The organism is Allobosea sp. 05L423 (genome assembly GCF_056397745.1).
On sequence record NZ_JBFTOA010000007.1, the window covers coordinates 79,346 to 97,124 of the forward strand.

Sequence of the window (17,779 nt, forward strand, 5' to 3'; positions counted from 1 at the left end):
TGCCCTCCATCCCCAGGTAAGGCTTGAGCCTTACCATAAATTCGATAAGGTACGATCAAAGACTTACCATAAGGAGAGGCGATGTCTCAATCCGCTGTTGATCTACCGCTGCCCGATGCGGATGAAACCGGACCTTACGCCCTGATGGGGACTGCGAGGGCGAAGCCCGGAGAAGCGGATGCCCTCGAAACGCATCTGCTGTCGCTGGTTGCGCCAACCCGCCTTGAGACGGGAGCGCTGGCCTATCATGTGCACCGCGATCGTAACGACCCCGACCTTTTTGCCTTCTACGAGGTCTGGAGCAGCCGCGAAGCGCTGGCGGCCCATCTGAAGCAGCCCTACATCGCCGCCTTCCTGGCCGATCGCACGCGCTATCTCGAGGGAGACTTGCAAATTCGCTGGCTTCGTATGGCGAGTCGTTATCCGACGCGTCTGTAGTCTCGCGTCCCGGCGAGGGCAACGAAACCGAATTGCGACAGGAAGGCGAGTATCGTCACATAGGTGCAGGGCGCACCGGGCTGCGGGGTGCGCGGTCCGGCGCGATGAACCCGAGGTCGCGCGGCTAGCCAATCGTGACCGGCTGATTTCCTTTCCGAAAGCCGCACCAGGTTCAGCCCGGGTGAACGCGGGAAATACCCGACACACCGCAGCTCACCGGAGTGTCGGGTTCCAAGATGCATTTGGATACAAGCGGAAACGTCCCAGCAACATCTGTCCGGCATGGCCGAAACAAAGACGGTCTATCCGACGATCATAGATATCGTCGGAACATCCATGTCGGGTACCAATTCATCATCAAAGCCGGGCTCTGCTGTGATGCGCGCCCAGCGGATCGCCGCGTCGGCGATCGGTGCTGTATGGATTATCGCCCTGCTGCTGCGCGTCCTCGATCCAGGCATCGTCGACAGCGCTTCGGCCTGCCGTCGCATGGTCTATCGCGACCCGGTGACGGGGCGAGAGCGAGGCATCGGAGCAGTTCGGATCACCGCGAACGGCACGATCAGATGTCGTGACGTCACCTATCAGCCCGGAACACGATGACGGCTGCGCGGGAACCGCGGGTCCGATATCCTCGCGCCGGTTGAAGCATGGGATGATGAAGTGAGCGTAACGGCGCATATCCTGATCGTCGAAGACGACCGCGAGATCAGCGCCCTCGTGGCACGCTACCTGTCGCAGAACGGCATGCGGACTTCAGCGGCGCGCGACGGGCGAGAAATGGACCGGATCTTGCGGGAGGGCAGGTTCGACCTGATTGTGCTCGATCTCAATCTGCCCGGCGAAGACGGACTGTCGATCTGCCGACGGCTGCGCCTGACGACGCAGATTCCGATCATCATGCTGACCGCCCGCAGCGAGGATGTGGACAGGATCATCGGTCTCGAAATGGGGGCAGACGACTACCTCGGCAAGCCCTTTAACCCGCGGGAGTTGCTGGCGCGCATCAGGGCGGTGATGCGACGACAAGGCGGCGGACAGGCCGATCCGAACGAGCCTCCCGGCGCCTTTGCCTTTGTGGGTTGGACGCTGAATGCGAACAACCGCGAGCTGACGAACCCGGACAATGTCCGGGTCGCCGTGACCGGCGCTGAGTTCGATTTGCTGCGGGCATTCTGCGAGCGACCCGGGCGCGTGCTCTCGCGCGATGTCCTGCTCGATCTGACGCAGGGCCGGACGGCTGCCCCGTTCGAGCGCAGCATCGATATCCTGATCAGCCGCCTTCGTCAGAAGATCGAACGTGAGCCGCGCGAGCCCGAACTGATCAAGACGATCCGCTCGGGCGGATATCTCTTCACTCCGTCCGTCGAGCGGCAATGACCCACCCGTTCCGCCTGCCTGCCCGGATCGGAAGCCAGATCGCGCTGCTTGTCGTTGGCGTGATCGGCTTGATCTATCTCATTCTCGCGGGCGTGCTGGTGTGGCAGGCACCGCGCGACAGACCGGGCCCGCCTGCATTCGAGGGTATTGCGGCCATCGCGAAACTCGTGGCGGCGGCGCCGCCGCAACAACGGCAGCTGATCGTGGAGGCGGCGAACAAGGCCGACGAGCGCTTCCGTTTTGCGTTGTCCGACAAAGGATTTGATCCGTCGCGATCGGCACCGCGCCCTATGGACGCCGACGGAATGGCGCCGCGCCTGGGAAGCGGCTTCACCGCATGGCCGAACGCGGCGACGGAACAAGACAGGCTACCGCGAGGCTTTTCGATCCAGCTTCCCGACCGCACAGGGCTCGATGTCGAGATCGTCGCCGGTGCCATGGGAGCGCCGCCACCGCGCCCCTTCTCCATGCTGGTACTCGTCACGATCATCCTTGTCGGGCTCAATATCGGCGCACTGACCCTCTGGGCCTCCCGGGGCATCACTGCGCCGCTCGCGCGATTTGCCTCGGCTGCGGAAGAATTCTCGATCGACCGTGATCCGTCGCCGCTGCGTGAGGAGGGGCCGATCGAGGTTCGCACGGCCGCTCGCGCCCTCAACAGATTGAGAGATCGTATCCATGCGTTGTTCGCGGACCGCACGCGCATGCTGGCGGCGATCAGCCACGATCTGAGGACGCCGATCACACGCATGCGTTTGCGCGTGGAGTTCATCGAGGATGATGTCCTGCGCGGCCAGTTCACGCGCGATCTGGAGCACATGGACACCATGGTGCAGGGCGCGCTTTCCTATCTGCGCGGTGCCAGCCGCCGCGAAAAGCGTGGCGCTTTCGACCTTTCAAGCTTGCTCCAGACCGTCGCGGACGAGTTCAGCGATATGGGCAAGGCAACACGCTATGAGGGGCCGCGGCGGGCGGTCACAATCGGAGACGCACAGCAACTGGAGCGCGCCGTCACCAATCTCGTCGAAAACGCGGTGCGCTATGGCAACGACGTGATCGTCCGCCTCCGCGAGGAAGCCGGGCTCCTCCTGATCGAGGTGGCCGACGACGGCCCGGGTATTCCGGAAGTCGATCGATCGCGGCTTCTGGAGCCCTTCATGCGCGGCGACGAAGCGCGGGGGCGGATCGATTCGGAGGGGTTCGGCCTCGGCCTCGCCATCGCCCAGTCGATCGCGGCCGGGCATGACGGCAAGCTGACCTTACACGACAATCACCCGCGTGGCCTGCTGGTGCGCATCAGCTTGCCGAGGCAGTCGCCCCCTGCTTCCGCGAACGCCTGAGCGCTTACAACTTTCAACGCCCGCGAAACATTCGGCAACATTGGCGCCGGCATTTCGCCCGAACGCCCCGCGATAGTCCCGAGGAACCGAACGGGACACATATGGTCGCACTTGCCAGCTATCCTCACAGACTGACCGCGCTGATATTGTCAGCCGTCGCTTTGACATCCCTGATCGGCTTCGCCGCCTCCTTTGGCCCCGAAGCGCCGGCATCGCCGCAGCCCAGTCCTGCAACCCTGCAATTGAGCCCGTCCGGAAAGATCATCGACAGGCTCCCGAACAGCGCGCCGGCGACCGTCCATTTCGCCGATCCGCTCGCTGGTCCTGAGCGAGCGGAACTGGCTGCGCTCGACATGCATGCCGGGCTGGATTCGTCGATCGCAGGCGAGTTCATTATCGCGAAGGCACCGGCCATCGACGACCACCCTCTCATCGCCAAAGCGAAGGCCCAAGAAGCACGCGCGCAGAAGCCGCCCCGCGCAGCCGCTCGCCCTCGCAGACCGCCTGTCGCCTTCGCCGCGTTGCCGCCGATGAGGCCCGCTTCCCTGCACGAGCCTCAGAACGTTAGCGAAGGCGCGACCGTCAAAGAGAGGCACGTTTCCGTTGCGGGACGGATGATCGCTTTCGTTGGCTCGCTCGCCTCCCTGGCACGCGTCCTATGAGCGCCATCGTTGCCTTTGTTCGCCGGCCGCGATCGACCGGCCGCGCGATAAGCCTGCCGGCGCTGATCGGGACCGCCGTTCCCGCGCTTCTGCTTGCGCTCGCTGCTGGCTGGATTGGCCATGGCTGGCTTGCGGACAACCGCGCCCCACGCGCCTTCGAAGGCTTCCAGCAGGTCCGCCTGAAGACCATCCAGACCCAGCTCGACCAGGTCGAGGGACCCTATATCATGGTGCTGGGCGACTCCCATGCCGAAAGGCTCTATCTGCCCAGCCTTTGCGGTTTGCCCGTCGTCAATGCCGGTGTTTCCGGCGCAACCGTGAGCGATGTCCTCGATCTGGCGCGCAAGATTACGCCGCCGCGCAAAGCACAGGCCGTGCTGCTTTCCGTCGGTACGAACGATATCGGGGCGAAGCGGAATCCGCAGTCCGCTGAAGCGGAAAGCGGCTTCCGAACAACGCTCGTCGCCCTCAAACAGAGACTGGCAAGCTGGAGCGGCCGCCGTGCCCTGATCGCGATCCCCCCGGTCGCGAGCAAGGAGGAAGCGTTGTTCCCGCGGGCGGCAGCGACCCGCTATTCCGCCATGCTGGCTCAGTCCTGCGAACCGAAAGGTTGCCTGTATCTCGACTTGTTTGCCGGGGTGGCGCAGATCCCGGAGCCGCGCGCGGCATTCAGCGACGGCGTCCATCTGCGAAACTATGCTCGTTTCGTGCGGGACCGGGAGACGGAGATATGCAGCGGCCTCGGTATTCCGGCTCTTCCCTGAGCTGGCGCCGCGGCGATGCAGTCGCCGGTCCTCGCCGTCCAAGTGATCGGGGCCCTGGCCGAGCAACGCGCATGGAGGGTCCGACGATCAGTGCTGGTGGATGCGGATGAGTCGCCTTGACCTGACGCGCTCTGGGCGCTTGCTCAATCGCCGCGTAGCCCGCGCGGGCTGATACCCAATCGCTTTGTGAAAAACCGCGAGAAATAGCCGGCGTCTCGAAAGCCGAGCGCCTCGGCGATTTGTCCGACTGGCGTCGAGCTGTACAGCAACCAGCGCTGGGCTTCGACCATGATGCGCCGATGGATGATCTGAAGTGGTGGAGCATCGAAGCGCTTTCGACAGACCATCAGCAGACGGTCTTCGGAGACCCCCAGCTTGCGCGCGTAAGCGGCGACAGGGAGATGGTCGGCAAAGTGCGCTTCCACGAGCGCGCGAAAGCGGCTCAGCAAGCTGGATTCTGCGTCGGACAGCGACGCGGCCGCCACGTCGGTCGCCAGGGCTGCACGGGTGAACGAGACCAGCAGCCTGAGAATCTCCCCTTCGATCGCAAGGTTGCGCGCGGCCCCGCCCCAGGTGAGCTCGTTGGATAGCGATTGGAAGCACTGGCCTATCTCCCGAGTGGCCTCGCCATCGATGGGGCCGACGCAGCGCGACTGATCCAAGAGCGTCGAGATCAAGCGATCGGAGCTCGCGGATGCGGGAAGAGCCGTCAGCGCGATCGAGATAACCCAGCCATCCGTGCCGGGAGCAAAATCGAAGCCATGCACGGTCTCGGCCGGAATAACGAGGACTGCCGGCATCTTAACCGCGAAGCACTGGCCTTCGCTTATCATCGTGCCCCCACCCGCGGAGACGAGCAGGAGTTGATGCAGCTCGCGATGAGCGTGGGGCGCAATCTTCCATTGATGGTAGCCGCTGCGCTCGCGGATGGGCTCCACATGGATGAAGCGCGGCTCGACGTGCCTGACCGGCTCGCCATACAGCCTGTAGCGCTCGATCAGTTCGGCGGTCACAGCGTCTCGCGGCTCGGGATCAGTCGCGGGAAAAGTACAAATAGTTTCGTTCTGCGTCCATTGCTCTTCCTCGCCGACGATCTAGCCTTTCGCAGCAAGCTCCCGCAGCTCGTCGGGAGGAGGAAGCGCTATCTGACCGGACCAAAAGCCCCAATTGGCTGCTTGTCCGCGCCGGAAGGAGATCGGCATGACTGCTCAAGACGAGGAATGCGACGTGCTGGTGATTGGAGCCGGCGCGGGCGGATTATCAACTGCGGTGACCGCCCGCATTCACGGCCTGGACGTCATCGTCGCGGAAAAAGATCGGTACTTCGGCGGCACTATGGCCTATTCCGGCGGCGTGCTCTGGATCCCCGGCAACGCTCACGCGGCGAAGGCGGGCCTGTCCGACTCCCGCGAGGCGGCCCGCACCTATCTGCGGCAGGAGGCCGGGAACTCTTACGCCGAGGACGTCGTCGAGGCCTTCCTCGACACGGGTCCGCGCATGATCGACTTCTTCGAGCGCGAGACCGAGGTCCGCTTCCTGCTGTCGAACTACCCGGACTATCACCCGGATGCGCCGGGCGGCGTGCCGAAGGGACGGTCGCTGACGGCCATGCCCTATGATGCACGCGGCCTCGGTAAGGAGCTTGGGCGGCTGCGCCCGCCGCTTGAGACGATCACGTTCATCGGCATGATGTTCAACTCCTCCAACGAGGATTTGAAGCACTTCTTCCGGGCGACGCGCTCTCTGACCTCGGCCCTCTATGTCGCGCGCCGCCTCGCCTCCCATATCAAGGATCTCGCGCAGTACCGGCGCGGCGTGCAGGTGACCAGCGGCAACGCGCTGGCGGCGCGCCTGGCCAGAACGGCCTTCGATCTCGGTATCCCGATCCTGACCGAGATGCCGGCGGAAGGGCTCATCGTCGAGGGCGGACGAGTCGTTGGCGCTCGCTTTTCTTCGGGAGGGGAGAGGAAGCGCATCCGCGCGCGCCGTGCGGTGGTGCTCGCCTGCGGCGGCTTTCCGCACGATGCGGCGCGGCTGGCCGTGGCCTATCCCCATGTCGCCCGCGGCGGCCGCCATGTCTCGCCCACCCCGGCCGGCAACACCGGGGACGGCATCCGGTTGGCGGAGACCGCGGGCGGGCGTTGCGAGATCCGCTATCCCAACGCTGCCGCCTGGATGCCCGTTTCGGAAGTACCGCTGGCCAAGGGGCGCATCGGCGTCTTTCCGCACCTCGTGGATCGCTACAAGCCGGGCGTGATCGCGGTGAACCGCGCCGGGCGGCGCTTCACCAACGAGTCGGAGTCCTATCATGACGTCGGCGCCGCCATGATCGCCGACAATGCGCAGGGTGGGGCGACGGAGGCCTGGCTGATCTGCGATCATGTCGCGATCCGCAAATACGGCCTCGGCTTCGCCAAGCCCGCGCCGGTCCCGACCGGCCGCTATGTTCGCAGCGGCTATCTCAAGCGCGGCGGTACGCTGGCGGAACTCGCAAAGGCTGCCGGCATCGACGCGGTGGGGCTAGAGGCGACCGTCGAGCGCTTCAACCGCCATGCCGAACGCGGCGAGGACCCCGCTTTCGGTCGCGGGCGCAGCGCGTTCAACCGTTTCCTCGGCGACCTCGAGCACAAGCCGAATCCGACCGTCGCGCCGATCCGGAAAGCTCCATTCTACGCGTTGAAGCTGGTGATGGGCGACCTCGGCACCTTCGACGGGCTCTCGACCGATGTCATCGGGCGCGTGCTCACGGCCGGCGGCGAGCCTATCGAGGGCCTTTACGCCGTCGGCAATGACAGGGCGAGCATGATGGGCGGCAGCTATCCCGGCGCGGGGATCACGCTGGGCCCGATCATGACCTTCGGCTATCTGGCCGGCTGTCACCTTGCCGGCCGCGAACCATGAGCGGGGTGAAGACGATGGGCAACGACGCCATGGCCATGCCGGGCTTGAAGGATTCCGTCTGCGTCGTCACCGGCGCCGGCGGCGGGCTCGGCCGTGCGATCGCCCTCGCCCTCGCCGGGGCGGGCGCGCGGATCGCGATGCTGGATCGTTCACCGGCTGCGGCCGAAGCGACGCTTGCCGCCATCCGGCAGATCGGAGCGGGAGGCGCCGTCTTCGCCTGCGACGTCTCGGACCCTGCGAGCATCGAGTCCGCGGCCGAGGCCTGCCGGACGCAATTCGGGCCTTGCCGGGTGCTGGTCAACAATGCCGCATTGCTGCGGCCCGGCGCATTGGAAACCCTGAGCCTGGCGGAATGGAATGCTGTGCTCGCGGTCAACCTGACCGGCTACTTTCTCTGCGCCCAGGCCTTCGCACGCCAGATGCGTCCGAACGGTGGCGGCTCCGTGGTCCACATCGCCTCGGTCGCGGGGACGCATGCGCAAGGCTTTAGCGGCGCCTACAGCGTCAGCAAGGCCGGCATCGTCATGCTGTCGCGGCAGATCGCGCTCGAATGGGGGCCTCAGGGCATCCGCAGCAACGTCGTCAGCCCGGGCCTCGTGCTGACGCCGATGAGCCAGAACTTCTACGCCGACCCGGCCTTGAAGCGCCGACGTGAGGCGGCCGTGCCGCAGGGACGGATCGGGCAGCCCGAGGACATCGCCGATGCCGTGCTGTTCCTGGCGAGCGACCAGGCAGCTTACGTCAATGGCGAGGAGATCACGGTCGATGGCGGCTTCACGCGCGGATTGATGAGCCTGATCCCGCGGCCGGGCCATACGCCCGGCGGCGCGACGGCAGGCTGACGGAGACCGATCATGGCCAAGGAACCCGCCGCGATCATCACGGGCGCCGCCGACGGCATCGGCTGGGCGCTGGCCCGCCGCTTCGCCTCTGCCGGCTGCCGCGTCGCGCTCGTCGATATCGCGGGCGAACGAGCCGCGGCCCGCGCGGCGGAGCTCGGAGCCGGGCACATCGCGCTTGCCTGCGACGTCTCCGACGAGGCTTCCGTCCGCGCCACTGTGACGGCAGCAGCCTCCGCGCTGGGCGGCATCGACATTCTCGTCAACAACGCCGGCATCGGGGACACGCATCTGCCGACGCTCGAACAGGATATCGGCCATTTCGAGCGGGTGCTAAGAGTCCATCTCAACGGCACCTTCCTGATGTCGCGGGAAGTCTCGCGCGTGATGGCGGATCGCGGCGGCGCGATCCTGAACATCAGCTCGATCGCCGGGCTCGGCGGCCTGCCGCGCCGCAATGCCTACGGCGCCGCCAAGGCAGGCATTGCCCAGATCACGAAGAACCTCGCCTGCGAATGGGCCGGCCTTGGCATCCGGGTCAACGCGCTCGCGCCCGGTTATGTCGGAACGGCGCTGGTCAGGACGCTGGAGGCCGCCGGCCGCATCGACCGGGCAAAGCTGGAGCGCCGCATCCCGATGGGCCGCCTCGCAGAGCCCGAGGAGATCGCCGAGGCCGGCTGGTTCCTGTGCTCGCCGGCGGCCTCCTATGTCACCGGCGCGATCCTCAGCGTCGATGGCGGCTGGCAGGCCTTTTCCGATGCCGGCGACGCATCGTCCGGCTGAGCCGCTTTGGGGTTTTCACAACCGGGGCAGCGGCTCTTCGAAACGCCATCCATCCGCAACGAGCTTGCGCGCGCCGTCGAGGAGGCCCTTCAGCGGCTTCTCCGAGAGGATTTCGAGCGCAACCGCCCCCTTATAGCCGTGCCGTCGCAGCTCCCGCCCGATCGCGCCGAAATCGATGATCCCGCTGCCGATCGGGTCGTGCCGCCACTGCCCGGCCTGGCTGTCGGAAAGATGCACGATGCTGAGATGGGGAGCGAGCGTCGCCAGCCCTTCGATCGGGTCCTCGCCGATCGCGACAGCATTTGCGACATCGTAGATCGCCGTGACGTCCCCATAGCCCTCCTCCTCGATGAACCGGCGGATGGTGCCGGCACCGGCGAGCAGACCCTGCGGATGGTTTTCGAGCCCGACGGACAAACCATGGCGCCGGGCCTCGGCGACGATCTCGCGGAAGGCCGGGCGGAAGCTTTCCATCACCCGGTCGTTCGCCTTGGCAAGCAGGGCATGCCGTCGCCCGGAGCCGACGCAGACCGCAGCAGCCCCAAGCTCGGCGCAGCGCGCGATCAGCCGCTTATAGGCATCGACCGAGAAACTCACTACGTCCGTGGAAGCGCTCGCCAGATTGATGTCGCTGCTCGCGAGATCGCCGGCCAGCAGCTCGAGGCCGTATCGCGCGATCAATTCCCGCAAGCGCGCCGTGCGTGCGGCATCGTCGCGCCAGGGATCGAAATGCGGCGGCGCGGCCATGAGCTGGACATGACGGAAGCCGGCCGAGGCGATGGCCTCCAGCGCGGCCTCGGCGCTCTCCTGCCAGACGAAGCCGAAGGTATGGGCAGCAAGCCGCATCTGCTACAGGCTCCCGTCGCGATAGAAGGCGAAGGTTCGGGCGATGCCTTCCCGAAGCGATGTGAAGGGCACGTCGGCGAGGACCTCCCGCAACGGACCTTCCGCGATCTCCGGCGCCGAGGGCATCGGCGCGCCACCACGGCGGATGTCGCAATCCGGGGCCAGCTTGAGCAGTTCGGCGATCACGTCTTCCGGCGCGGCCTGTTCGCCGATCATGTTGAAGACATGCGCTCCCGCGACCTGGTGGCGCAGCGCGCTGTCATAGGCCGCAGCGACATCGCCGGCATAGACGAGCCCCGCCATTCCTTCATAGGGAAAGACATAGGGTTCGCCACGCGCCGCGGCCCGGCAGGCAAGGGAAGGCCCGGCGCTGAGGCCGCTGTCCCTGCCCGGCCCGTAGACGACATAAGGCCGGAAGCCGATGCTGGAGAGGCCGTGATCGGCGAAATAGGCCCGCGCACTGCCCTCGCAGGCGAGCTTGAACGCCCCGTAATGCGAGGTGGGTACCGGAAGCTCACCGCTCTGCGGCCCATAGGCACCGGCGCTGCTGGTGTAGACGACCTTGCCGATGCCGTGGCGCAGCGCTGCCTCGAAGACGTTGAGCGTTCCGATCAGGTTGATCTCAGCGCCACGAACCGGATTCTCCTTGCAGGCCAGCGTCAGCACGCCGGCAAGGTGGATGATCGCGTCGCAGCCACGCGCAGCAGCCGCAACAGCCTCGCCGTCGACGATATCGCCCGTTACCCATTCGCAGGCCGCGGCGGCCTCGCTACCTGCGATCGCCGCGGTGGTCGCCCGGTTCTCGGCCCGGTCGAAGATTCGGATGGCGTCGCCGCGACACGACAGGCGCCGGCAGATCCAGGCGCCGAGGAAGCCGGCGCCGCCGGTGATGAGAACCTTCAATCGAACCTCCCGTCGTGTCGCCGGCCTGCCGGGCGGTTCCTCCTCGACGGAGCGAAGCCGGCTCAGCCGAAGAACGGCCCTCGCGATTGCCGGGAGGCGAGGCTGGGGCTCGCTCCCATCGCCAGCGACAATTCCCGCGCGGCGCTGAGCAGCATCGGCGATAGCGCCAGCATCTTCTCTTCCGTCAATCGGATATGCGGCCCCGCGATCACCACGGCGCCGACCACGTCCTTCGTCTGCGGATTGCGGATCGGAGCGGCGGTCGCGTTCATCCAGGGCGAATAGGTCTGGACGACGATGCTGAAGCCGCGCTTGCGCGCCTGGCGCAGATATTTCAGCACCGCCGCTTGCGTCTGCGGCGCGCGCGGGCCGAACTCCTCGCGCGAGCCATAGCCCTGCCGCTCGATGAGCGCGATCGCCTCCTCCTCCGGCAGGCAGGACAGCCAGGCATGCCCGCTGGCCGAGCAGGACAGCCGGCCCGCCTGCCCCATATCGGGATCGTAGCGCAGCCCGAAGGGCGAGCCCTGCGATTTCGCCACCCAGACGAGCTCACGTCCGTCGATCAGGGCGAGGCGCACCAGCTCCGCCGATTCCCGCGCGAGATGATCGAGGATCGGCTGGGCGAGATCGGTGATGCCCGTCCCCGCCAGGAAGCTGAAGGCGAGCGATGCGATCTTGGCGGTCAGCTCATAGGTGCCGTGATGGCGCTCCTGCCTGACATAGCCATGATCGGCGAGGCTGGAGAGCACACGATGGGTGGCGCTGCGCGGAATCTTCAGCCGCTCGGCGATCTCGAAGAGCGGCAGCCCCCGCGCATTCTGCGCGAGCAGTTCGAGAACGCCGAGAGTGCGCTCGAGGAGGCCGCTCGGGGCCTGCTCGGTATCGTCCAGCCCTGCCTCGTCCTCGATCCGCTTTGCCATCGCCCTATCCAAACTGCATCTCCAGACGCTGTCTCTGGCGCGCCGCGTCCTGGACGGCAAGGGTCACTTTCAGCGTACGCGTCGCATCGGCGGCATCGATCAGCGGCCGGGCACCGTGGCGCACGACGTCGAAGAGGTGACGGAGCTGGCGTATGTAGGGGCTTTCGCGCTCGATCGGGATCGCCTCCTGCGTGATCGGGGCGAACCAGCTCTTTTCGCCGTCATAGCGCCAATGGTCGAGGCTGGGCAGCGCCAGCGAACCTTCCGTGCCCGAGATGAAGTGCGAGTTCACCGGCTTCTCCTGCCGGGGATAGTTCGGCAATTCGCCCGAAACCAAATCCCAGCTCCAGGGCGTGACCGCGGTGTCGGACAGGCTGACCGTGACGAGCGCGCCGTTCTCGAGTTCCAGCAGCACCGCCGCCGTATCCTCGACCGGCAGGCCCCGGACGCGGCCCGACGTCACCGCCTGCACGGCCGCAACCTCGCCGCAGACGAAGCGGATCAGGTCGATCTCGTGGATCAGGTTGATGAGGATTGGCCCGCCGCCCGGCTCCCGCCGCCAGGCCAGATCGAAATAGGCGTCGTGCTTGAAGAACGTGTAGAGCACCGTCGCGTTCGTCAGCCGCCCGAGCGCGCCCTGCCCCACCAGTTCGCGCGCCTTGGCGATGATCGGATTGTGCCGGCGGTGATGCCCGACGAGGATCGGCACGCCGGCCTTGGCCGATGCCGCCGACAGCTCCTCCCCTTCCGCCACAGTGACCGCGACCGGCTTTTCGATCAGCGCGGGGACGCCATGGGCGATCGCCGCCAGACCGATCTCCAGATGGCTCTGGTTAGGCGTGGCGATGATGAGCGCTTCGACGCCGCCCGCTTCGAGCAGCGCGTGGTGGCTTGAGCACCAGGGCAGCCCACGCTCCAGGCAGTAGAGGCGGCCGGCCTCGGTCGGATCGGCGACGGCAACGATCTCCGCGAAGCCGCTGCCTGCAATCACATCGGCATGCATGCGGCCAATGGCACCGGCTCCGACGAGCCCGATCGATAGCGGTTTCATGCGTTTCTCTCCCACCCCCGTTTATGTCGGCCGCACCGGGGAGCGTCAACACAAATCAGAATAGAATTCCAATTCTGAAATTAATAGTGGAATTAGATTCCAGTTATGTTACAGCCTTCGCCGCCGCACGCCGCCGAAACGGACGGACCGACAAGAAGATCGACGCGGCAAGGGAACGCCAGACAGGGAGGACGTCGTGACAGACGCTCGCAAACCATCATTCACCAGCGCCATCGGGCGCCGCAGCCTGCTCCTCGGCGCCGGGTCACTAGGCGCCAGCGGCATCGTCTCGGCCAAGCTCGGGATGCCCTATATCGGCAATGCCGCTGCGGCCGAGCCGATCAAGATCGGCATGATCTGGGCCAAGACCGGCACCATCGTCGATCAATCGGAGTATCTCGCCCAGGGCGGCATGCTGGCGCTGGAACAGCGCAACAACATGCTGCTCGGCCGCCCCGCCGAGATCGTCTGGCTCGACGAGCCCAACCCGCAAGGCGCCCAGCAGAATGCCGAGCGTCTCGTCGGCGAGCACAAGGTCGTCGGCATGGTCGGCGGCGCGCTCAGCTCCTTCGCTCTCGCAATCTCGGCGGTCGCCAAAAAGGCCAAGGTGCCCTACATCGCCGCCAACGCCGCGACCGGCGAGCTGACCGGCAAGTCCTGCAACAAATACACCTTCCGCCTGCAGCCGCCGGTCGACGTGCATGTGCGGGTGCTGGCGCCCTACTGCGCCGATGTCGGCAAGAAATGGTATCTGCTGACCGCGGCCTATGCCTTCGGCCAGGACATCAAGCGCTCCTTCGAGGAATACGCGAAGGCCAACGGCATCACCATCGTCGGCGCCGATGAGGTGCCGGTCGGCACGCCCGACTATTCCTCCTTCATCCTCAAGATCCGGCAGGCCAAGCCCGACGTCGTCATCGGCGGCATCGCCGCCAGCGACCTCACCACCTTCCTGAAACAGTGGAACGAGCTCGGCATGAAGGGCCGCATACCCTTCGCCGAGATCTCGGTCGGCAACACCGATCTCTGGGGCGTCGGCCCCGACGCGGCCGACGGCCTCTACACCATCACCTGGTACTACAAGAACCCCAACAACCCGCCCGAAGAACAGGCGATGGCCGCCGCCTACGAGAAGAAATACGGGCGCCCCGCCGCCGACAAGGCCTGGATGGGCTGGATGGGCATGAAGACCCTGCTCGACTCGATCGAGGCGGCGAAGTCGACGGATTCGGCTGCAATCGTCGCGGCACTCGAAAAGTGGTCGACCAAGCGCGACGGACTCGACGTGCACTATCGCGACTTCGATCACCAGATGATCAGTCGCCTTCTGGTCGCCGGCATCAAGCCGAAGATAACCGACAAGTGGGACTATTTCGACATCAAGGCCGAACTGCCAAAAACCACGGCCGATATCGAGAAAGCCTTCGGCAGCCAGGCCGACAGCGCCTGCAAGATGGACGCCGTCTGAGGCAGCCATCCCCGACGTCGATGCGGCCGCGCAGTATCGTGCGGCCTGCCCGTCCCGCGCGTCCCTCGCGTCCTTTGCAGGAGCGGCCAATCCATGTTGGACATGATACTGTCCCAGACCGTCAACGGTCTGATCCTCGGTTTTCTCTACGTCCTGATCGCGATCGGGCTGTCGATCATCTTCGGCCTGCTCGGCATCGTGAACTTTGCCCACGGCGCCTTCTTCGCGCTCGGCGCCTATCTCGCGCTGGTCCTCGCCCGTGAATTCGGCTGGTGGGCCGCGCTGCTTGCGCCGCTGTTGACGGGCGGCATCGGAATGGTGGTCGAGGTCGTCCTGATCCGCCATCTCTACGGCAAGGAACCTCTTCTCGGCCTGATCCTGACCTTCGCGCTGGCGCTTCTCATCGAAGCCATTCTGCGGATGATCTTCGGCGGCGCGCCCCTGCCGTTCAGCGCACCGCGCTTCCTCGCAGGCTTCGTCGAATACGGCCCGATCCTGCTGACCAAGTACCGGCTCTTCGTCCTCATGGTGACGATCGCAGCCCTCGTCGCCTTCTGGGCCTTCCTCACCTACACGCCCTTCGGCCGCATCATCCGGGCGGGCTCCCGCGACGCCGAGATGGTCGGCCTCCTCGGCATCAACCTGCCCGTCGTCTTCAGCTTCGTCTTCGGCATCGGCTGCCTGCTCGCCGGCCTCGCCGGGCTGTTGGCGGCACCGCTCTGGACGGTGACGCCCTCGATGGCGGCGAGCGCCATCATGCCGGCCTTCGTCATCGTCACCATCGGCGGGCTCGGCTCCTATGCAGGCGCCATCATCGCCGGGCTGCTCGTCGGCATCACCATCGCCATGACCATCCAGTTCCAGCCGGAATGGTCGGGCGCGGCCATGTACGTGCTGATGGCGGCCATCCTGCTCGTGCGCCCTCGCGGCCTCTTCGGCGAAAAATGGGAGCGCTTCGAATGAGCCTTCGCACCCTCTTCACGCATCCCGCCCTCTGGGTCGGCCTCGTCCTCTGCGCCCTGACCGGACTGTGGCTGATGCTCGGCGCACCCGTGGGGCTGATCACCCAGATCGCCATCTACACGCTCTACGGCATGGGGGTGAACCTGCTGGTCGGCTATACCGGGCTCGTCCCCTTCGGCGCCTCCGTCTTCTTCGGCTGCGCCAGCTATGCCGCCGCCTTCTTCATGCTCGGCCGGATGTCGAACGACATTGGCGGCATCCTGCTCTCCGTGCTGTTCTCGCTGGCGCTCGGCCTCGTGCTCGGCGCACTGGTCCTGCGCCGCAAGGGCCTCTATTTCTCGCTGCTGACCCTGGCCTGCTCCCAGATCGCCTTCGAGGTCGCCTTCAAATGGACGGCCGTCACCGGCGGCGAGAACGGGCTGCAGGGCGTCGCGCGCCCGACCTTCCCAAACGATCTCGCCTTCCATGGCTTCGTCATCGCCTGCGTCGTGGCGGGCGTCTGGCTGCTCTGGCGCATCGTGCATTCGCCCTTCGGGCGGGCCTTGCAGGCGGTGCGCGACAATGAGCAGCGGGCGCGCAGCCTCGGCTTCAACGTCTATCTTCTGCGGCTCGGCTCCTTCGTGCTGATGGCGGGCTTCGTCGGCTTCGCCGGCTCGCTGCTGACCTTCCTGCTGCAGGGTGTCTACGCCAATAATCTGAGTTGGCAGCATGCGGGCGACGCCCTGCTCATGACGGTACTCGGGGGCGTCCATCACTTCCTCGGCCCGCTCTGGGGCGCGATCAGCTTCATCATCTTGGAGAACCGGCTTTCGGCCGTCACCGAGAACTGGTGGCTGATCTTCGCGCCGATCCTGATCCTGTTCGCGCTGCTCTCGCCCGAAGGCATCACCGGGCTCGTGCAGCGCCTCAGTGGGCGCCAGCGCTGGACGCTGACGCGCAACACGATTCCGCCGCGCCCGGCCGTGATCGAGCCCTATGTCAGCGCCGCACAGGCCATGGACCCGGACAAGCCGGTCCTGGAGACACGCAAGCTCTCCAAGCAGTTCGGCAGCCTGGTCACCGCCAGGGAGATCGATCTTCAGATCAGGCCCTTCGTCCTGCACTCGATCATCGGCCCGAATGGCGCCGGCAAGACGACCTTCTACAACATGCTCACCGGCGTGCTGCCGCCGAGCGCCGGCCAGGTCTTCTTCGAAGGCCGCGACATCACTAGGCTGCCGATGCATGCCCGCGCCCGGCTCGGCATCGCCCGCTCCTTCCAGATCCTCTCGATCTTCCCGAACCTGACCGTGTTCGAGAATGTCCGCATCGCCGTGCAGGCGCAGCGCCTCGGCGCCCGCGGCCTGCTGCGCGACGCCCATGACATCGAGGACATCAATGCGCGCAGCTGGTCGCTGCTCGATGCGGTCGGCCTCGTCGAGCAGGCTGCCGAGACCAGCCAGGACCTGCCGCACGGCGCCAAACGCCTGCTCGAGATCGCGGTGACGCTGGCGATCGAATCCAAGCTGCTGCTGCTAGACGAGCCGCTGGCCGGCCTCGCCGAGGCCGACCGGATCGTCGTCGCGGACCTGATCCGTCGGCTCGCCCAGCGTCATGCCGTCCTGCTGATCGAGCACGATATCGACCGCGTGCTTGCCATCTCCGACCGCATTTCGGTGCTGCATCAGGGCCGCATGATCGCCGACGGCAAGCCGGCCGACGTCGCGCGCAACCCGGAGGTGATCGCCGCCTATCTCGGCGCCGCCAAGGATGGCGAGCGCGCCACGGCGCCGGCCGTGAACCGCAGCAAGGGCGCGGCAAGCCCCGTGCTGCTCGATGCCTCGGACATCGCCGCCGGCTATAGCGGCAGCACGGTCCTCTCGGGCATCGACCTGACGATCCGTGAAGGCGAGGCGGTGGCGCTGCTCGGCCGCAACGGCGTCGGCAAGACGACGCTGCTGCGGGCGCTGACGGGCAGCCTGCCACTCGACCGGGGCAGCATCCGCTTCGCCGGCACGGATCTGCGCAAGCTTCGCCCCTTCGAGATCAACCGGCTCGGCGTCTCGCTGGTGCCGGAGGGCCGGCGCCTCTTCCCGAACCTGACCGTGACCGAGAATCTGCTGCTCGCCCAGCGCCCGGGCGGCATCAGCCTGGAGGAGGCCTTCACCCTGTTCCCGCGCCTCAAGACGCGGCAGGCGGCCAAGGCAGAGAACCTCTCCGGTGGCGAGCGCCAGATGGTGGCGATCGCCCGCGCCCTAATGGTCCCGAGCAAGCTCATCCTGCTCGACGAGCCCTTCGAGGGGCTGGCGCCGGCCGTCGTCAACGAGGTCATGGAGGCCTTGGTGAAGCTGCGCGGGCGCGTCGCGATGGTGATCGTCGAGCATCATGCCGAGCTGGTGCTGCCGATCGTCGACCGGGCCTATGTGCTGGTCAACGGGCAGGTCGCCTTCGCAGGCGATGCCGCAGAGCTCGAACATGACGAGGCGATGCAGGCCCGCCTGCTCGGCGTCGTCGAAACCCAGGGACAATGCGCGGCCTGAGG

The 17,779-nt window shown here is 66.3% G+C and carries 17 protein-coding genes; 12 read left to right on the forward strand and 5 right to left on the reverse strand.

All coding sequences use genetic code 11. The features are described from left to right. The first annotated feature begins 81 nt into the window (after positions 1-81). The 6 genes from AC1DNE_RS17560 to AC1DNE_RS17585 all read left to right on the forward strand — a co-directional run bounded on the left by AC1DNE_RS17560 (position 82) and on the right by AC1DNE_RS17585 (position 4,584). Positions 82-438 (forward strand): putative quinol monooxygenase, encoded by a 357-nt coding sequence (locus AC1DNE_RS17560; RefSeq protein ID WP_441471875.1) that lies wholly within the window; start codon positions 82-84, stop codon positions 436-438. A 282-nt stretch (positions 439-720) separates the two neighbouring features. After that, positions 721-1,041 (forward strand): hypothetical protein, encoded by a 321-nt coding sequence (locus tag AC1DNE_RS17565; RefSeq protein ID WP_441471876.1) that lies wholly within the window; start codon positions 721-723, stop codon positions 1,039-1,041. Between the two features lie 60 nt (positions 1,042-1,101). Then, positions 1,102-1,818: a response regulator gene (locus AC1DNE_RS17570; RefSeq protein ID WP_476765554.1), complete on the forward strand. Its 717-nt coding sequence runs from the start codon at positions 1,102-1,104 to the stop codon at positions 1,816-1,818. Further along, on the forward strand, positions 1,815-3,158 hold the full coding sequence (locus AC1DNE_RS17575; protein ID WP_476765555.1) for an ATP-binding protein: 1,344 nt from the start codon (positions 1,815-1,817) through the stop codon (positions 3,156-3,158). Before AC1DNE_RS17570 ends, AC1DNE_RS17575 begins: the two co-directional genes overlap by 4 nt. A gap of 101 nt (positions 3,159-3,259) precedes the next feature. Then, positions 3,260-3,820, forward strand: coding sequence for a hypothetical protein (locus AC1DNE_RS17580; protein ID WP_476841138.1), 561 nt, complete (start codon positions 3,260-3,262; stop codon positions 3,818-3,820). Beyond that, the gene (locus AC1DNE_RS17585) at positions 3,817-4,584 is read left to right on the forward strand and encodes an SGNH/GDSL hydrolase family protein (protein ID WP_476765557.1); all 768 of its coding nucleotides are present in this window, start codon (positions 3,817-3,819) and stop codon (positions 4,582-4,584) included. Before AC1DNE_RS17580 ends, AC1DNE_RS17585 begins: the two co-directional genes overlap by 4 nt. Positions 4,585-4,727: 143 nt before the next feature. Here AC1DNE_RS17585 and AC1DNE_RS17590 read toward each other — a convergent pair whose 3' ends face one another. After that, positions 4,728-5,597 (reverse strand): helix-turn-helix domain-containing protein, encoded by an 870-nt coding sequence (locus AC1DNE_RS17590; protein ID WP_476765558.1) that lies wholly within the window; start codon positions 5,595-5,597, stop codon positions 4,728-4,730. Positions 5,598-5,784: 187 nt separating this feature from the next. Between AC1DNE_RS17590 and AC1DNE_RS17595 the strand changes: the two genes are divergently transcribed. The 3 genes from AC1DNE_RS17595 to AC1DNE_RS17605 are packed head-to-tail and all read left to right on the forward strand — an operon-like array spanning position 5,785 to position 9,107. Then, positions 5,785-7,485 (forward strand): FAD-dependent oxidoreductase, encoded by a 1,701-nt coding sequence (locus tag AC1DNE_RS17595; RefSeq protein ID WP_441471882.1) that lies wholly within the window; start codon positions 5,785-5,787, stop codon positions 7,483-7,485. Continuing rightward, the gene (locus AC1DNE_RS17600) at positions 7,482-8,327 is read left to right on the forward strand and encodes an SDR family NAD(P)-dependent oxidoreductase (protein WP_441471883.1); all 846 of its coding nucleotides are present in this window, start codon (positions 7,482-7,484) and stop codon (positions 8,325-8,327) included. Before AC1DNE_RS17595 ends, AC1DNE_RS17600 begins: the two co-directional genes overlap by 4 nt. 12 nt (positions 8,328-8,339) lie before the next feature. Beyond that, the gene (locus tag AC1DNE_RS17605; RefSeq protein WP_441471884.1) at positions 8,340-9,107 is read left to right on the forward strand and encodes an SDR family oxidoreductase; all 768 of its coding nucleotides are present in this window, start codon (positions 8,340-8,342) and stop codon (positions 9,105-9,107) included. A 15-nt stretch (positions 9,108-9,122) separates the two neighbouring features. On the opposite strand, the gene AC1DNE_RS17610 is transcribed toward AC1DNE_RS17605, so the two are convergent. The 4 genes from AC1DNE_RS17610 to AC1DNE_RS17625 form a co-directional block, all read right to left on the reverse strand. Next, the gene (locus AC1DNE_RS17610) at positions 9,123-9,953 is read right to left on the reverse strand and encodes a sugar phosphate isomerase/epimerase family protein (protein WP_441471885.1); all 831 of its coding nucleotides are present in this window, start codon (positions 9,951-9,953) and stop codon (positions 9,123-9,125) included. 3 nt (positions 9,954-9,956) lie between these two features. Then, positions 9,957-10,856 (reverse strand): NAD-dependent epimerase/dehydratase family protein, encoded by a 900-nt coding sequence (locus AC1DNE_RS17615; RefSeq protein WP_441471886.1) that lies wholly within the window; start codon positions 10,854-10,856, stop codon positions 9,957-9,959. A gap of 62 nt (positions 10,857-10,918) precedes the next feature. Continuing rightward, entirely contained in the window at positions 10,919-11,776 is an 858-nt protein-coding gene (locus AC1DNE_RS17620; RefSeq protein WP_199087761.1) for an IclR family transcriptional regulator, read from the reverse strand. Between the two features lie 4 nt (positions 11,777-11,780). Continuing rightward, positions 11,781-12,827 carry a Gfo/Idh/MocA family protein gene (locus AC1DNE_RS17625; protein ID WP_441471887.1) on the reverse strand — a complete coding sequence of 349 codons (1,047 nt, stop codon included), beginning with the start codon at positions 12,825-12,827 and terminating at the stop codon, positions 11,781-11,783. A 196-nt stretch (positions 12,828-13,023) separates the two neighbouring features. On the opposite strand from AC1DNE_RS17625, the gene AC1DNE_RS17630 reads away from it, so the two are divergent. The 3 genes from AC1DNE_RS17630 (at position 13,024) to AC1DNE_RS17640 (ending at position 17,777) form a co-directional block, all read left to right on the forward strand. Beyond that, positions 13,024-14,295 (forward strand): ABC transporter substrate-binding protein, encoded by a 1,272-nt coding sequence (locus AC1DNE_RS17630; protein ID WP_441471888.1) that lies wholly within the window; start codon positions 13,024-13,026, stop codon positions 14,293-14,295. Positions 14,296-14,388: 93 nt separating this feature from the next. Continuing rightward, entirely contained in the window at positions 14,389-15,258 is an 870-nt protein-coding gene (locus AC1DNE_RS17635; protein ID WP_441471889.1) for a branched-chain amino acid ABC transporter permease, read from the forward strand. Further along, on the forward strand, positions 15,255-17,777 hold the full coding sequence (locus AC1DNE_RS17640; RefSeq protein WP_441471890.1) for a branched-chain amino acid ABC transporter ATP-binding protein/permease: 2,523 nt from the start codon (positions 15,255-15,257) through the stop codon (positions 17,775-17,777). The genes AC1DNE_RS17635 and AC1DNE_RS17640 overlap by 4 nt, the downstream gene beginning before the upstream one ends. The last annotated feature ends 2 nt before the right edge of the window (positions 17,778-17,779 follow it).

Bases quoted from the DNA above. Each gene is read 5' to 3' on its own strand.
- AC1DNE_RS17575 (WP_476765555.1), top strand. From the start codon at position 1,815: ATGACCCACCCGTTCCGCCTGCCTGCCCGGATCGGAAGCCAGATCGCG.
- AC1DNE_RS17565 (WP_441471876.1), top strand. From the start codon at position 721: ATGGCCGAAACAAAGACGGTCTATCCGACGATCATAGATATCGTCGGA.
- AC1DNE_RS17585 (WP_476765557.1), top strand. From the start codon at position 3,817: ATGAGCGCCATCGTTGCCTTTGTTCGCCGGCCGCGATCGACCGGCCGC.
- AC1DNE_RS17605 (WP_441471884.1), top strand. From the start codon at position 8,340: ATGGCCAAGGAACCCGCCGCGATCATCACGGGCGCCGCCGACGGCATC.
- AC1DNE_RS17580 (WP_476841138.1), top strand. From the start codon at position 3,260: ATGGTCGCACTTGCCAGCTATCCTCACAGACTGACCGCGCTGATATTG.
- AC1DNE_RS17625 (WP_441471887.1), bottom strand. From the start codon at position 12,827: ATGAAACCGCTATCGATCGGGCTCGTCGGAGCCGGTGCCATTGGCCGC.
- AC1DNE_RS17620 (WP_199087761.1), bottom strand. From the start codon at position 11,776: ATGGCAAAGCGGATCGAGGACGAGGCAGGGCTGGACGATACCGAGCAG.
- AC1DNE_RS17600 (WP_441471883.1), top strand. From the start codon at position 7,482: ATGAGCGGGGTGAAGACGATGGGCAACGACGCCATGGCCATGCCGGGC.
- AC1DNE_RS17640 (WP_441471890.1), top strand. From the start codon at position 15,255: ATGAGCCTTCGCACCCTCTTCACGCATCCCGCCCTCTGGGTCGGCCTC.
- AC1DNE_RS17635 (WP_441471889.1), top strand. From the start codon at position 14,389: ATGTTGGACATGATACTGTCCCAGACCGTCAACGGTCTGATCCTCGGT.
- AC1DNE_RS17595 (WP_441471882.1), top strand. From the start codon at position 5,785: ATGACTGCTCAAGACGAGGAATGCGACGTGCTGGTGATTGGAGCCGGC.
- AC1DNE_RS17560 (WP_441471875.1), top strand. From the start codon at position 82: ATGTCTCAATCCGCTGTTGATCTACCGCTGCCCGATGCGGATGAAACC.
- AC1DNE_RS17610 (WP_441471885.1), bottom strand. From the start codon at position 9,953: ATGCGGCTTGCTGCCCATACCTTCGGCTTCGTCTGGCAGGAGAGCGCC.